General features: G+C 60.8%; 12 protein-coding genes. 7 read left to right on the top strand and 5 right to left on the bottom strand.

What is annotated here, in order from left to right; translation table 11 throughout:
* Positions 1-116 precede the first annotated feature (116 nt).
* The 5 genes from D8U82_RS02465 to D8U82_RS02445 all read left to right on the top strand — a co-directional run bounded on the left by D8U82_RS02465 (position 117) and on the right by D8U82_RS02445 (position 5,429).
* Entirely contained in the window at positions 117-1,145 is a 1,029-nt protein-coding gene (locus D8U82_RS02465; RefSeq protein WP_125926516.1) for a LacI family DNA-binding transcriptional regulator, read from the top strand.
* A gap of 151 nt (positions 1,146-1,296) precedes the next feature.
* A complete protein-coding gene (locus D8U82_RS02460) occupies positions 1,297-2,079 on the top strand; it encodes a TIM barrel protein (RefSeq protein WP_122506810.1) in 783 nt (260 codons plus the stop codon).
* The gene (locus tag D8U82_RS02455) at positions 2,072-3,091 is read left to right on the top strand and encodes a sugar kinase (RefSeq protein ID WP_130901597.1); all 1,020 of its coding nucleotides are present in this window, start codon (positions 2,072-2,074) and stop codon (positions 3,089-3,091) included. Before D8U82_RS02460 ends, D8U82_RS02455 begins: the two co-directional genes overlap by 8 nt.
* A 57-nt stretch (positions 3,092-3,148) precedes the next feature.
* Entirely contained in the window at positions 3,149-4,447 is a 1,299-nt protein-coding gene (locus D8U82_RS02450; protein ID WP_130901596.1) for an MFS transporter, read from the top strand.
* A gap of 13 nt (positions 4,448-4,460) precedes the next feature.
* Entirely contained in the window at positions 4,461-5,429 is a 969-nt protein-coding gene (locus D8U82_RS02445; protein ID WP_130901595.1) for a D-glycerate dehydrogenase, read from the top strand.
* 167 nt (positions 5,430-5,596) lie between these two features.
* Here the strand turns inward: D8U82_RS02445 and D8U82_RS02440 are convergent, their stop codons facing one another.
* The 4 genes from D8U82_RS02440 to D8U82_RS02425 form a co-directional block, all read right to left on the bottom strand.
* Positions 5,597-6,784 (bottom strand): aminotransferase class I/II-fold pyridoxal phosphate-dependent enzyme, encoded by a 1,188-nt coding sequence (locus D8U82_RS02440; RefSeq protein ID WP_130901594.1) that lies wholly within the window; start codon positions 6,782-6,784, stop codon positions 5,597-5,599.
* 41 nt (positions 6,785-6,825) lie between these two features.
* Entirely contained in the window at positions 6,826-8,451 is a 1,626-nt protein-coding gene (locus D8U82_RS02435; RefSeq protein WP_130889144.1) for a methyl-accepting chemotaxis protein, read from the bottom strand.
* Positions 8,452-8,609: 158 nt separating this feature from the next.
* On the bottom strand, positions 8,610-9,746 hold the full coding sequence (locus tag D8U82_RS02430) for a glycerate kinase (RefSeq protein WP_129999431.1): 1,137 nt from the start codon (positions 9,744-9,746) through the stop codon (positions 8,610-8,612).
* Positions 9,747-9,961: 215 nt separating this feature from the next.
* The gene (locus D8U82_RS02425; protein WP_125927576.1) at positions 9,962-11,080 is read right to left on the bottom strand and encodes a sugar diacid recognition domain-containing protein; all 1,119 of its coding nucleotides are present in this window, start codon (positions 11,078-11,080) and stop codon (positions 9,962-9,964) included.
* Positions 11,081-11,251: 171 nt separating this feature from the next.
* Here D8U82_RS02425 and D8U82_RS02420 point away from each other — a divergent pair, with 171 nt between their 5' ends.
* A complete protein-coding gene (locus D8U82_RS02420; protein ID WP_130901593.1) occupies positions 11,252-12,562 on the top strand; it encodes an MFS transporter in 1,311 nt (436 codons plus the stop codon).
* A gap of 285 nt (positions 12,563-12,847) precedes the next feature.
* Positions 12,848-13,729, top strand: a complete 882-nt coding sequence (gene rarD / locus D8U82_RS02415) for an EamA family transporter RarD (protein ID WP_125927574.1) — start codon at positions 12,848-12,850, stop codon at positions 13,727-13,729.
* A 173-nt stretch (positions 13,730-13,902) separates the two neighbouring features.
* On the opposite strand, the gene hppD is transcribed toward rarD, so the two are convergent.
* On the bottom strand, positions 13,903-14,979 hold the full coding sequence (hppD, locus tag D8U82_RS02410; protein ID WP_130901592.1) for a 4-hydroxyphenylpyruvate dioxygenase: 1,077 nt from the start codon (positions 14,977-14,979) through the stop codon (positions 13,903-13,905).
* Positions 14,980-15,159 lie beyond the last annotated feature (180 nt).

Raw genomic sequence — 15,159 nt, 5'->3', positions numbered from 1 at the left:
AGGATGGATCACTGCAAGCGAATAAGAGAGCACTTGACGATATTTCGTTTTTCGGAGAACACTGAAACCGGTTTCAGAGCTTATCCCCGCAATATAAAAATAAGGTCTATACGCCCGTGAACGATTTCTCCGCCGCACAACGAAGCCGCGTGACCATGCTCGACGTTGCCGAACATGCCGGCGTATCCAAGGCCAGCGTCTCGCGTTTCATCGGCGATGACCGCGCCCTGCTCTCCGATGCCATAGCCCGGCGCATCGAGCAGGCGATTGATGAACTCGGCTACCGCCCCAACCAAATGGCCCGCGGCCTGAAACGCGGGCGTACGCGCCTGATCGGCATGCTTGTCGCCGATATCCGTAACCCTTATTCAATTGCCGTGATGCACGGGGTGGAAACCGCCTGCCGGGCGCACGGCTACAGCCTGGTGGTTTGCAACACCGACCGCGATGACGAGCAGGAGCGCCAGCATCTGGCGCTGTTGCGCTCGTACAACATCGAAGGGCTGATCGTGAACACACTGGGCCATCATCGAGACGAGTTGCACGAGTTGCGCCGCGAGATGCCCTTGGTGCTGGTGGATCGCAAGGTCGACGGGCTCGACAGCGACATGGTCGGGTTGAACAACTCGCAAGCAGTAGAGATGGCGCTCGCGCATCTCGAGCAACGCGGATATCGGGATCTTTTGCTGGTCACCGAACCGTATGACGGCACCAGCTCGCGGATCGAGCGGGTCAGCAGTTTTCAGGCGCAGATTGCTCAGCGCTCGACCCTGACTGGGGCGGTGCTGGAAACCGGTGATGATCTGAACCCGCAACTTCAAAGCTTTTTAAACACACCCGGTGATGGCCCGAAAGCGCTGTTTTGCGCCAATGGCGTGGCGGCGTTGGCGGCAACGCATGCGCTGCGCGCGCTGGGCGTGCGTCTATTTGAAGATGTCGGGTTGATTGCCCTGGATGATCTGGACTGGTATCCGCTGGTGGGCAGCGGAATTACCGCGCTGGCACAGCCGACGCAAGAGATTGGCGCGCGGGCGTTTGAGTGTCTGCTCAAGCGCTTGCGCGGGGATGATGAGATGGCGCGGGTGGTGGATTTTGCCCCTGTGCTGATTGAGCGGGGTTCGACCCGAGGGATTGACGGCGTCTGATCTGGCGCTTTCGCGAGCAGGCTCGCTCCCACAGGTGACCGCGTTCCAGGTGTGGGAGCGAGCCTGCTCGCGAAGGCCTGCAGAAGAACACTGCAGAACTACTTGAAATTTTTTTGAACAAAAATGAAACCGGTTTCAGAGGTCAATAGCAATGAATAAACCAGCCGTTTCCATCAGTCTGTCCAGCTACGGTGCCGAGCTTGTGCGCCAGCGTGGGCAGGATTCTTTTATCGAGATCCTCGCGGCCTCCGGCGCCAATCGCATCGAGTGGCGCGAAGAGCTACTGACCCGTGAAGATCCCGCGCAACTGGCTCAGGCTACCCAGGCGCAGGGCCTGCAAAGTATTTATTCCTCACCCACCGAACTCTGGCTCGCAGGGCAAGCGCAGCCAAATCCCGAACTGATTACCGCGCTGCAACAGGCCCAGGCATTCGGCTCGAAATGGCTGAAAGTGTCCCTCGGTTATTTCACCGACAACTCTGATTTGCAGGCACTGGCCGAGCGACTCAAGCAAAGCCCGGTTCAGTTGCTGGTGGAAAACGACCAAACCCTGCACGGCGGGCGCATCGAGCCGTTCCAGCGTTTCTTCGCCGCCGTCGAGCAGCACAACCTGCCGATCAAGATGACTTTCGACATCGGTAACTGGCACTGGCAGGATCAGTCCGCCGCCAGCGCCGCACGCGCGCTCGGCCGTCACGTCGGTTATGTGCATTGCAAAGCCGTTGCGCGCCGCGCCGACGGCAAACTGGTCGCCGTACCGCCGGCCATCAGCGACCTGCATCTTTGGGAACAACTGCTGCGGCACATGGACCAAGGCGTTATGCGCGCCGCCGAATACCCGCTGCAAGGCGATGACCTGGTGCAACTGACCCGTGAACACGTCGCCGCCCTCGCCCGCCTCGGTCAATCGCGCCTGGAGCCTGCTCATGTCTGAGATCGATATCCTTTCTTTCGGAGAAACCATGGCGATGCTGGTCGCCGAGCAGACCGGCGATCTTGCCAAGGTCGAGCAGTTTCACAAACGGATTGCCGGGGCCGACAGCAACGTCGCGATCGGCTTGTCGCGTCTGGGTTTCAACGTCGCGTGGTTGAGCCGGGTCGGCAACGATTCACTCGGACGCTTTGTGGTCGAGACGCTGGTCAAGGAAGGTCTGGATTGCAGCCACGTCGAAGTCGATAAAAACCATCCGACCGGATTCCAGTTCAAATCGCGCAACGACGACGGCAGCGACCCGCAGGTGGAATATTTCCGGCGCGGTTCGGCGGCCAGTCATTTGTCGCCGCACGCCATCAACGACAACCTGCTGAGCGCCCGCCATTTGCACGCCACCGGTATCCCACCGGCGCTCTCCGCCTCGGCGCGGGAAATGTCCCTCGAGCTGATGACCCGCATGCGCGCCGCCGGACGCAGCGTTTCATTCGACCCGAATCTGCGCCCAAGCCTGTGGGCCAGCGAGTGCGAGATGATCCGCGAGATCAACCGCCTCGCCGCCCTCGCCCACTGGGTGCTGCCGGGGTTAAGCGAGGGCCGCTTGCTCAGCGGTTTCGACGACCCGGCGGACATTGCTGCGTTCTATCTGGATCAAGGTGCGGAGGCGGTGGCGATCAAGCTCGGGCCTGAAGGCGCTTATTACCGCACGCAGCTGGATCAGGGTTTTGTCGCTGGCGTGCCGGTAAGCAACGTGGTCGATACCGTGGGCGCCGGGGATGGTTTTGCGGTGGGGATGATCAGCGCCCTGCTCGAGCATCAGAGTTTTGCCGAGGCCGTGCAGCGAGCGAACTGGATTGGCAGTCGCGCGGTGCAGAGTCGTGGCGACATGGAGGGGTTGCCGACCCGCCAAGAGTTATCGACTGAATTTGAATCCGCCTTCGCGAGCAGGCTCGCTCCCACATTTGGCATGCAATCGCCTGTGGGAGCGAGCCTGCTCGCGAAGAGGCCCGCCTGATCACCGCAAATCAATGAACCTGCTGCGACAAAAACAACAAGCTCAGGAGTCACACCGATGAAAACCGCTACCCTCGCCACCCGCCGCTGGTGGTACATCATGCCGATTGTGTTCATCACATATAGCCTGGCCTATCTCGATCGCGCCAACTACGGTTTTGCCGCCGCGTCGGGCATGGCCGAAGACCTGATGATCACACCGGGCCTGTCCTCGCTGCTCGGCGCGCTGTTCTTTCTCGGCTACTTTTTCTTCCAGGTGCCCGGCGCGATCTACGCGCAAAAGCACAGCGTGAAGAAGCTGATTTTCGTCAGCCTGATTCTCTGGGGCGGGCTCGCCACGCTGACTGGCGTGGTATCCAACGCCTATTGGCTGATCGTCATTCGCTTCATGCTCGGCGTGGTCGAAGCGGCGGTAATGCCGGCGATGCTGGTGTATCTGTGCCATTGGTTCACCCGTGCAGAACGTTCGCGGGCCAACACCTTTCTGATCCTCGGCAACCCGGTAACCATGCTGTGGATGTCGGTGGTGTCGGGCTATCTGGTGCAGCATTTCAGCTGGCGCTGGATGTTCATCATCGAAGGTCTGCCGGCAGTGTTGTGGGCGTTTATCTGGTGGCGTCTGGCCGATGATCGTCCGGCCCAGGCCAAGTGGCTCAATGAGCAGGAAAAACACGATCTGGAAAGCGCCCTCGCCGCAGAGCAGGTCGGCATCAAAGCCGTGAAGAACTACGCCGAGGCTTTCCGTTCGCCGAAGGTGATCATCCTGGCGCTGCAGTTTTTCTGCTGGAGCATCGGCGTCTACGGATTCGTTTTGTGGCTGCCATCGATCCTCAAGGCAGGCGCGCAAATGGACATGATCGAGGCTGGCTGGCTCTCGTCGCTGCCCTATCTGGCGGCGGTGCTGGGCATGCTCGCGGTGTCGTGGGGCTCGGACAAATTGCAGAAGCGCAAACGCTTCGTCTGGCCGCCGCTGCTGATCGCTTCGATTGCGTTTTATGGCTCTTACGCCTTGGGCGCCGAACATTTCTGGTGGTCGTACACGCTGCTGGTGATTGCCGGCGCCTGCATGTACGCGCCGTATGGGCCGTTTTTCGCCATCGTTCCGGAGATCCTGCCGGCCAACGTTGCCGGTGGCGCCATGGCGCTGATCAACAGCATGGGCGCGCTCGGCTCGTTCGGCGGTTCGTATCTGGTCGGCTACCTGAACAGCTCCACCGGCTCGCCCGGCGCCTCCTACCTGTTGATGAGCGGCGCGTTGCTGTTGTCGGTGGTGCTGACGATTTTCCTCAAGCCCGGCGCCAGTGATTGCGTCGTCGCCAAAGCCGCCGCCACACCGCGTGTGCCGGCGCATTCCTGAAAGGACTTTTGCCATGAAAAAACAGGTCGTGCTGTACAAGAAACTTTCGCCCGCGCTAATGGCGCGCCTGCAAGAGCAGTTTGACGTAACGCTGATCGAAAGCCTCGACGCCGATGGCCTCATGCAGTTGCGCGATGCCCTGCCCCGCGCCCACGGTTTGCTCGGCGCCAGCCTGAAACTGGATGCGGCGTTGCTGGATCTGGCGCCGCAACTGGAGGCGATTGCCAGCGTCTCGGTGGGTGTCGACAACTACGACATCGAGTATCTGAATCGGCGCAAGATTCTGCTGACCAACACTCCCGACGTGCTCACCGAAACCACCGCCGACACCGGTTTCGCCCTGATCCTCGCTGCCGCGCGGCGTGTGGTTGAACTGGCGAATATGGTCCGTGGCGGGCAGTGGAGCCGCAATATCGGCCCGGCGCATTTCGGCACCGATGTGCATGGCAAGACGCTGGGCATCATCGGCATGGGCCGCATCGGCGAAGCCTTGGCCCAGCGTGGGCATTTTGGTTTCGGCATGCCGGTGATCTACCACAGTCAGTCGCGCAAGCCGGCGGTCGAGGAGCGGTTCGCTGCGCAATATCGCAGCCTCGAAGAGTTGCTCCAGCAGGCCGATTTCATTTGCCTGACTTTGCCTCTGACGGCGCAGACCGAACGTTTGATCGGCGCGGAACAATTTGCGCTGATGCGGCCGGAAAGCATTTTCATCAATATCTCGCGGGGCAAAGTGGTCGATGAGGTGGCGATGATCGAGGCGTTGCGCAGCAAGCGCATTCGCGCGGCGGGGCTGGATGTGTTCGAGCGCGAGCCGTTGAATCATGATTCGCCATTGTTGCAGTTGAGCAATGTTGTGGCCACGCCGCACATGGGCTCGGCGACCCATGAGACGCGGGAAGCAATGGCGCGGTGTGCGGTGGAGAATCTGCTGGCGGCGTTGAACGGACAGCGGCCGGCGAATCTGGTGAATCCTCTAAACTGATCGTTCCCACGCTCTGCGTACTGATCGTTCCCACGCTCAGCGTGGGAATGCAGCCCGGGACGCTCCGCGTCCCTTCCGAAAGCTGGAACGCGGAGCGTCCCTAGAGGCATTCCCACGCGGAGCGTGGGAACGATCAGCAAGGCGCCGGGGCAGGCAATGCAAGACCCTCAGGCACTGCGCGCCTGCAACAGCTGCACCGCACACAACGCAATCCGCGCGCAGGCATCCGCCAGTTTGACCCGATCTACCACCAGACCGATGCGAATATGCCCCGCCGCGCTCGGCCCGAACGCTTCGCCGGCCAGCACAGACACGCCATAACCTTCCAGCAAGCGCTCGGCAAACGCCTGAGCGCCAAGGCCAGTCTGGCGCACATCGACCATCACGAACATGCCGCCATCCGGGCGAATCGGCTGCAACCCAGGGCAACCGTACAAACGTTCGCAAACCAGATCGCGGCGCAAGCGATACTCCTCGCGCATCTGAGAGACTTCCGGCAGATCGCTTTGCAGCGCCACTTGCGCGGCCTTCTGTACGAAATCCGGCAGACCGAAGAGCATGCTCAGCGACAGATTCACCAGATGCTCGGCCAAGGGTTTCGGGCCGATCATCCAGCCGATGCGCCAACCGGTCATCGCATGAGATTTCGACAGACTGTTGATCGTTGCGGTGCGCTCGGCCATGCCCGGCAGGCTCGCCGGGCTGATGTGCTCGCCTTCATATAACAGCTCGCTGTATACCTCATCGCTGATCAGCCACAGGTCATGGCGAATGCACAGCGCCGCCAGTTCCTGCCAGATCAGCAAAGACAAACTCGCGCCGCTGGGGTTGTTTGGACTGTTGAGCAGCATGGCGCGAGTTCGCGGGGTAATGCGCGCGGAGACATCGGCCGGGTCGACACGAAAACCGTTTTCCGGGCGCACCGGCACCGCAATTACCTTGGCACCGCAGGCGCCAAACACACCTTCGTAAGTGACGTACATCGGCTCAGCGACGATCACTTCGTCACCCGGATCAAGCAGACACTGCGCCACCGAATACACCGCGCATTGCGCGCCGGGCAGGACAATCACCTGATCAGGATCAACCCGTTGACCACTGCGCTGGCGATGACGCTCGGCAATCAGCCTGCGCAGCTCGAACCGACCACGCACATCGGCGTAATGGGTGTCGCCGGCCAACAGGCTATCGATCGCGCCATGGACGATCGGCAACGGCGTATCGAAATCCGGATCGCCGACGCTCAACAACAAAACATCTACGCCCTCGGCGCGCAGTTCCAGCGCTCGGTCGTGAATCTGCCAGGCAGCGGCACCCTCCCCGGCAATTCGTTGGGTCAAGGCTGAATAGCGCATGTACGTCTCCTGTTAGCGCGGTTTCCAGCCTTCACCGTATCTCAAATCACGAAACGCGCCACCATGGCGTTCAAATCCACCGCCAGCCGCGACAGTTCGTGGGTCGCGGCGCTGGTCTGGTTGGCGCCGGCGGCCGATTGCGTGGCGAGGTCGCGGATGTTGACGAGGTTGCGATCGACTTCGCGGGAGACTTGCGCCTGCTCTTCCGAAGCGCTGGCGATAACAAGGTTGCGTTCGTTGATCTGGTGAATAGATTGCGTGATCTGCTCCAGCGCCACACCGGCAGCGCGGGCCATTTCCAGCGTGGACTGAGTGCGCTGATTGCTTTGCTGCATCGACGAAACCGCTTCACCGGTACCGTTTTGAATGCCGGCGACCATTTTTTCGATTTCCTGAGTCGACTGCGCGGTGCGATGCGCCAAGGCGCGCACTTCGTCCGCCACCACGGCGAAACCACGGCCAGCCTCGCCGGCACGCGCCGCTTCAATTGCAGCGTTGAGCGCCAAGAGGTTGGTCTGCTCGGCGATGGCCCGAATCACGTCCAGCACCTTGCCGATGTCACGACCTTGCGCGGCGAGGCCTTCGATCATCTGCGCGGTGTTCTGCACGTCGTGAGTCATGGTCTGGATCGCGTCGACGGTTTTCACCACCTGATCGCGACCTTCGCGGGCGGCGTGGGTCGACTGGTTTGACGCTTCGGAAGTCGACACGGCGTTGCGCGCCACCTCTTCCACCGCAGCGGTCATCTCGTTGACGGCGGTGGCGGCCTGTTCGATTTCGTTGTTCTGCTGCTGCAGGCCGCGCGACGCTTCTTCGGTGACGGCGCTGAGTTCTTCGGCAGCGGCGCCCAGTTGCGTGGCGGAACCGGCGATCTGCTCGATGGTTTTGCGCAGGTTGGTCTGCATCGCCGCCAGGGCTTCGAGCAGGCGCGCCGGTTCGTCCTTGCCGTCGACTTCGATGGCTTTGCTGAGGTCACCGTCGGCAATGGTTTGCGCAGCGAGCACGGCGCGGTTGAGCGGCGTGACGATGCTGCGGGTCAGCAACCAGGCGAGCAACACGGTGGCCAGCGCCGCAATCACGGCGACGATGATGATCCCGGTGATGGCGCTGTCATAGTTATCACCGGCCTTGGTGGCCGCCGCTCTGGCCCCGGCGGTATTCATGCCGATCAGCTTGTTGAGCTGCTCGCCCATCTGATCGGTGCCTTCCTTGATGCGCGTGTTGATCAACGCACGCATCGCTTCCAGATCGCCCTTGCGCGATAGCTCAATCATCTGATTCTGCGCTTGCAGGTAGTTGTCGAGGGTTGTCGAAAACGTCTGAAAAACGGCGTGCTCTTCAGGACCTGCCGGCAACGCAGCGTAGCTGGCTTGCGCTTTGCGCACCTTGTCGACCAGCACCGCGATGCGGGTTTCTGCCTCTTGCAAGCTGGCCGGCTCGCGATTGACCAGCACACGGAACGACAAGATGCGCATGCGCAGGACGTTCTCCGTGACCACACTGAGGTGGGTCACGCTTGGCAATTGGTTGGTGTCCATGTCGACCGACGCCTGACGAATGACCGTCATGCGGCTGACGGCGAACACGCCGAGGACAATCACCAGCAAGGCGATAAAGGCAAAACCGAGGAAAGCACGGGGCGCGATATTCAGATTACGCAGGGACATGGTCGGACTCTCGAAAGAAAGAAACTGCGAGCGTCCATGCCGTGAGCACTGGCCCATAGCGGGCGACAGTCCGGCAGCACTGAGTTGTGGTTTTGTGTGCGCCTGACCGTTGTATCGGCCAGGCTTGAGGAAGGTTTCGGGTCGGCGGTAAATATTTTTCAGGCTGAGGCGAGTTGCCAGACCCGGGCGATGTCGGTGGCGCGTTCACGCAGCAGGCGCGGGGCTTCGGCGCAGGCCTGTTCCAGAGTCATCGGTCCGCTGGTCACGGCGAACGCGGCGTCGATGCCGTGTTGATAGAGCGCCTGATAGCCCTCGCCCAAGGTCCCGGCAATCACAATCACCGGCACGGCGTATTGTTTGGCAACTCGCGCGACACCGAACGGCGTTTTGCCGCGCAGGGTCTGCGCATCGAAGCGGCCTTCGCCGGTAATCACCAGATCCGCACCTTTGACCGCGTCAGCGAGCCCGACCAGTTCCGCCACCACCTCGACGCCAGCCTGAAACTGCGCGCCGAGAAAAGCCTTGGCGGCAAATCCCAGACCACCCGCCGCACCGCTGCCCGGTTCATCGCGCACGTCCTTGCCCAATGCTTGCGCGCAAAGCTCGGCGAAGTGCCCCAGCGCGTGGTCGAGCTGCTCAACCTGCGCGGGCGATGCGCCCTTCTGCGGGCCGAAAATGGCCGACGCGCCGTGGGGGCCGCAGAGCGGATTGTTAACATCAGCGGCGATGTCGAAACGCACATTGGCCAGACGCGGATCAAGTCCATTCAGATCCAGCCGCGCCAGTTGCGCCAAGGCCAGGCCACCGGGCACCAACGGCTGATTTTGCCCATCCAGTAACTTCACGCCCAACGCCTGCATCGCCCCGGCACCGCCGTCATTGGTCGCACTGCCGCCAATTGCCAGAATCACCCGCTGCGCGCCGGCGTCCAGCGCTGCACGAATCAACTCACCGGTACCAAAAGTGCTGCTGATGCACGCATCGCGCTGCCCCGGTGGGACCAATTGCAGTCCACTGGCCTCGGCCATTTCGATGATCGCGGTGTGGTTGTGCGGCAGCCAACCCCAAGCAGCATCGACCGGTGCGCCCAACGGGCCGCGCACGCGGGTGCGGCGCAATTCACCTTCGCAGGCTGCGAGAATCGACTCGACCGTGCCTTCGCCGCCATCGGCCATCGGGCATTTGATCAGCGTCGCCTGCGGCCAGACCTGCGCCAGTCCGAGGGCAATGGCTTCGGCAACGCCTTGGGCACTCAGGCTGTCCTTGAACGAGTCGGGGGCGATGACGATCTTCATGGGAATTCTCCGGTTGCAGTGGCATTCATGCTGCCAGTCGGCATGCGCCTTGACGCCGGTCGGGTGCACAAGTGGCGTCGGCGTTTATTGTTCATTTCCACAAAAGACTTGCGTTGGATGTTCCGGCCCCTTCGCGAGCAGGCTCGCTCCCACAGTGGCATGCATTTCTAATGTGGGAGCGAGCCTGCTCGCGAAGAGGCCCCGAAATACACCGATCAATTCGGATCAGTCTGCGGCAACAGCTGCACCCCCAGGTACAACGCCAGCATCCCGTCCAGCTTCAATGGATCAACCCCGCTCAGCTCGGCAATCCGTTCCATGCGATAGCGCAGGCTGTTGCGATGGATACCCAGCGCTTCGGCACAGGCCTGGCTCTGCCCGTCGTGCTCGCACCAACTGCGCAGGGTCGCCAGCAACTGGCCGTTGCTGTCCTTGGCGATGACCTTGCGCAGCGGTTTGAGCAACTCGTCCAGCGCATCATCGTTGCGATGCCGCCACAGCATGACCGGCAAGCGATAACGATTGAGCGTCAGCAGTCTCGAATTCGGCAGCACGTCACGACCATACGCCAGCAAGTCGCCGACCCGTCGATAACAGCGGCGCAACCCGGCCAGGCCATCCGCCTGCCCGCCGACGGCGATGCGCAGAATCTTCCAGCCGAGGCCATCGAGTTTTTCCAGCAGGCGATCGTGCTCGACGTTCTGGCTCGCCGGGCGACACCACAACAGCGAAGACTTCGCCGAACTCACACACCAACTGTCGGGATAACGCGAGGTCAGCCACGCACTCAGGGCCTCGACGGTTTGCCCCGGGCCGTGCTCAAGCCCCAGTTCAAACAGATATGGCACCCGCGTCAGTTGCGGCTTGAGTCCCAACTGTTGCGCCTCATCGACCAGACGCGGCGAGTCCCCCGACTCGCTCAACAGCAACGCCAGCAGATCATCGCAGCGCTGCCGTCGCCACTGCTGCTCGGCCTGCTGGTTGCGCTGGCCGACCAGCATTTCGGCGGTCATGCGCACCAGCTCGGCGTAGGTGCGCAATTGCTCCGGCTCGCCAGTGATGCCAAGCACGCCGATCAAGCGCTGATCGAGCAACAGCGGCAGGTTGATGCCCGGTTGCACGCCTTTGAGGTGCACCGCCGTCTGCGCATCGATTTCCACCACGCGCCCGTTGGCCAGCACCAGTTGCGCGCCTTCATGCCGGGTGTTGATGCGCTCCGGTTCACCGCTGCCGAGGATCAGGCCCTGACTGTCCATGACATTGACGTTGTACGGCAAAATGGCCATGGCCCGGTCGACGATGTCCTGGGCAAGGTCGTGATCGAGTTCGAACATAGCGGCGGCAATCCTTCATTTCAGGCACGGACGGTTGTTCAGCCGCACAGGGTCTGGCGGCAAACCCTGTGCTCAGGCACAAAGACAATCCGGCCAAAGGTGGCCGAGACTCTCAGGGCGATCAACGTTACCCTTTGCATCGCAAAAAATCATAATAAAGAGAGAGCCGCTATGTCGCAGAGCGCCGCAGCTACCCAGACCATCGACGACGGTAAAAACGCCGTCTACAAACGCATCACCCTGCGTTTGATTCCCTTCATTTTCATCTGCTACCTGTTCAACTACCTCGACCGGGTCAACGTCGGCTTCGCCAAATTGCAGATGCTCGACGCACTGAAATTCAGCGAAACCGTATATGGCCTCGGCGCCGGCATCTTCTTCATCGGTTACGTGCTGTGCGGCGTGCCGAGCAACCTCGCACTTACCCGCTTCGGTCCTCGGCGCTGGATTGCCTTGATGATGATCACCTGGGGCACGCTGTCGACCTGCCTGTTGTTCGTCACCACTCCGACCGAGTTCTACACCCTGCGCTTTTTCACCGGTGCGGCTGAGGCGGGTTTCTTCCCGGGCGTCGTGCTGTATCTCTCGCAGTGGTTCCCGACCTTCCGCCGTGGCCGGATCATGGCGTTGTTCATGTCGGCGATCCCCGTCTCCGGTCTGCTCGGCAGCCCGTTTTCCGGCTGGATCCTTAACCACTTCGCCGCCGGCCAAGGTGGCCTGGCCGGTTGGCAGTGGATGTTCCTGCTGCAAGGCATTCCGACCGTGATCCTTGGTGCGCTGGCATATTTCCTGTTGAGCGACAGCTTTGCCAACGCCAAATGGCTGACCGCCCACGAACGTTCGGTGCTCGAAGCCGACCACGCCGAAGACCTCGCCAACAAACCGAAAACCGCCACCGACTCGCTGCTTGCGGTGTTCAAGAATCCTGCGATCTGGGCCTTCGGCCTGATCTATTTCTGCATCCAGAGCGGCGTGTACGCGATCAACTTCTGGCTGCCGTCGATCATCAAGAACCTCGGCTTCAGCGATAACCTGGTGATCGGCTGGCTGAGTGCGATTCCGTATCTGCTCGCGGCGGTGTTCATGCTGGTCGTCGGCCGCTCGGCGGACTTGCGCAAGGAGCGCCGCTGGCACTTGGTGGTGCCGATGCTGATGGGCGCGATCGGGCTGGTGATCGCAGTGAACTTTGCGGCCAATCCGACGATTGCGATTCTCGGCCTGACCATCGCGACCATGGGCGCACTGACTGGTCTGCCGATGTTCTGGCCGGTGCCGACCGCCATGCTGAGCGCGGGCGCGGCGGCTGGCGGTCTGGCGCTGATCAACTCGATGGGGCAGATGGCCGGGTTCCTCAGCCCGTATCTGGTGGGTTGGGTCAAGGACAGCACTGGCTCGACGGATGCGGCGTTGTATGTGCTGGCGGCGGTGATCGTTGGCGGGAGTCTGCTGGCGTTGCGGATGACGCGGACGTTGCGGGCTTAATCAGAAGCGCAGATCAAAAGATCGCAGCCTTCGGCAGCTACTGTGGAATGCGTTCCCTGTAGGAACTGCCGAAGGTTGCGATCTTTTGCGTTTAAGCGGTGCAATTATGCATAGCGCCAGTCGACGCAACATCTATGCTGACTCTGCCGGCCGCTTCGCGCCCAGGCTCGCTCCCACAGGATTTGTGGCTCCTGGATGTGGGAAATAATGAGCATCCGCTCAATATTCAACACAAAAACCACGTATCCTGCGCGCCCCGTTCAACCATCACGTCGCGAGGACAGTTTGTCTAAAGGTATCGCTCTATCGGTTTCAGCCTCGGTGCTGTTTGCCGTCATGTATTACTACACGTCGCTGCTGACGCCTCTGAGCGGCGTGGAAATCTTCGGCTGGCGCATGCTCCTGACCGTGCCGTGCATGACCGTGTTCATGCTGGTTTCCGGGGAATGGCGGCGGGTGCTGGAGCTGTTCCGATTGATGGCAGCCAGGCCGAAGCTGATCGCCGGGCTGCTGGTTTCTTCCGCCCTGCTCGGGGTTCAGCTGTGGCTGTTCATGTGGGCACCGCTCAATAACTACAGCCTGGATGTATCGCTGGGTTATTTCCTCTTGCCACTGGCTATGGTGCTCACCGGGCGGATTGCCTATGGCGAGAGCCTGTCTTACCTGCAGAAAATCGCCGTATTTTTTGCCAGCCTCGGCGTGTTGAACGAGTTGTATCAGGTGGGTGGTTTTTCCTGGGCGACACTGGTGGTCGTGGTCGGTTATCCGCTGTACTTCGTACTGCGCAAATACCTGAAAACCGACAATTTGGGTGGCCTGTGGGTCGACATGACCCTGATGCTGCCGGTCGCCTACTGGTTTGTGCAGGGCGGCGAACAGGGCCTGGCCGTGTTCGATCAATATCCAGGACTGATGTGGCTGATTCCGCTGCTCGGCCTGATCAGTGCGTCCGCGCTGGTGGTGTACATCATCGCCAGCCGCCTGCTGCCGTTCAGTCTGTTTGGTTTGTTGAGTTATGTTGAACCGGTGTTGTTGCTTGCGGTGGCGTTGTTGCTGGGAGAAAGCATCGAGTCGGGCGAGTGGCTGACTTACATCCCGATCTGGCTGGCGGTTGTGGTGCTGGTGTTCGAAGGCTTCAAGCATTTGACGCGCCAACGACGCTCTTGAATGCAACACAAGACAAATGTGGGAGCGAGCCTGCTCGCGAAGTCGTCAGACCAGTCAACATGACTGTTGAATGAAAGTCCGCATTCGCGAGCAGGCTCGCTCCCACAGGTTTTGTATGAAGCAAAAAAATCCCGGCCCTGCATTTCTGCAGGCCGGGATTTTTTCATTTCGGATTACTCGGTGGTCAGCACACCACGACGCACCTGGTCACGCTCGATCGATTCGAACAGAGCCTTGAAGTTGCCCTCGCCGAAACCGTCGTCGCCCTTGCGCTGGATAAACTCGAAGAACACCGGCCCCATCAGGGTTTCCGAGAAGATCTGCAGCAGCAGACGCTTGTCGCCCTGCTCCGAGGCACCGTCGAGCAGGATGCCGCGTGATTGCAGCTGATCGACCGGCTCGCCGTGGTTCGGCAGGCGACCTTCAAGCATTTCGTAGTAGGTGTCCGGCGGCGCGGTCATGAAGCGCATGCCGATTTTCTTCAACTGATCCCAGGTCTTGATCAGGTCGTCGGTGAGGAACGCAACGTGCTGGATGCCCTCGCCGTTGAACTGCATCAGGAACTCTTCGATCTGCCCGGCGCCCTTGGACGACTCTTCGTTGAGCGGGATGCGGATCATGCCATCCGGTGCGGTCATGGCTTTCGAAGTCAGACCGGTGTACTCGCCTTTGATGTCGAAGTAACGGATTTCACGGAAGTTGAACAGCTTCTCGTAGAAGTTCGCCCAGTAGGCCATGCGACCGCGATAAACGTTGTGGGTCAGGTGATCGATGATCTTCAGGCCGGCGCCAACCGGGTTGCGATCAACACCTTCGATAAACACGAAGTCGATGTCGTAGATCGAGCTGCCTTCGCCGAAACGGTCGATCAGATACAGTGGCGCGCCGCCGATGCCTTTGATCGCCGGCAGGTTAAGCTCCATCGGACCGGTTTCGATGTGGATCGGCTGAGCGCCGAGTTCGAGTGCGCGGGAATAGGCCTTCTGCGAATCCTTCACGCGAAACGCCATGCCGCAAACGGACGGGCCGTGTTCGGCGGCGAAGTACGAGGCGACGCTGTTGGGTTCGTTATTGAGGATCAGGTTGATTGCGCCCTGACGATAGAGGTGCACGTTCTTGGAACGGTGGGTCGCGACTTTGGTGAAGCCCATGATCTCGAAGATCGGCTCCAGCGTGCCGGGAGTCGGCGCTGCGAACTCGATGAACTCAAAGCCCATCAGGCCCATTGGGTTGTCGTATAAATCTGCCATGGTGACGCCTCATCATTTCTTATCAATTAACCAGGGTTATTTGTCAGGAAAGTGATGTAGAGGGAGGCGCACAGGAGATGCCACGCACGCTGCGCGCGAGGAAGTCTCCGTAGATCAGTTGGAACCCGAATATCTTCATTGTCGACCCAAGGCTCTTGCGGGCGAGGCTTCTGCTGCCAG

Origin of the sequence: Pseudomonas sp. Sample_23 (assembly GCF_004307595.1) — a bacterium.
Classification (GTDB): Bacteria; Pseudomonadota; Gammaproteobacteria; order Pseudomonadales; family Pseudomonadaceae; genus Aquipseudomonas; species Aquipseudomonas atacamensis.
This window is presented reverse-complemented; position numbering and strand designations above follow the sequence as displayed.

Coding starts and splice junctions, on each gene's coding strand:
- hppD (WP_130901592.1), bottom strand. CDS start 14,979: ATGGCAGATTTATACGACAACCCAATGGGCCTGATGGGCTTTGAGTTC.
- D8U82_RS02420 (WP_130901593.1), top strand. CDS start 11,252: ATGTCGCAGAGCGCCGCAGCTACCCAGACCATCGACGACGGTAAAAAC.
- D8U82_RS02435 (WP_130889144.1), bottom strand. CDS start 8,451: ATGTCCCTGCGTAATCTGAATATCGCGCCCCGTGCTTTCCTCGGTTTT.
- D8U82_RS02455 (WP_130901597.1), top strand. CDS start 2,072: ATGTCTGAGATCGATATCCTTTCTTTCGGAGAAACCATGGCGATGCTG.
- D8U82_RS02430 (WP_129999431.1), bottom strand. CDS start 9,746: ATGAAGATCGTCATCGCCCCCGACTCGTTCAAGGACAGCCTGAGTGCC.
- D8U82_RS02450 (WP_130901596.1), top strand. CDS start 3,149: ATGAAAACCGCTACCCTCGCCACCCGCCGCTGGTGGTACATCATGCCG.
- D8U82_RS02425 (WP_125927576.1), bottom strand. CDS start 11,080: ATGTTCGAACTCGATCACGACCTTGCCCAGGACATCGTCGACCGGGCC.
- D8U82_RS02440 (WP_130901594.1), bottom strand. CDS start 6,784: ATGCGCTATTCAGCCTTGACCCAACGAATTGCCGGGGAGGGTGCCGCT.
- D8U82_RS02460 (WP_122506810.1), top strand. CDS start 1,297: ATGAATAAACCAGCCGTTTCCATCAGTCTGTCCAGCTACGGTGCCGAG.
- D8U82_RS02445 (WP_130901595.1), top strand. CDS start 4,461: ATGAAAAAACAGGTCGTGCTGTACAAGAAACTTTCGCCCGCGCTAATG.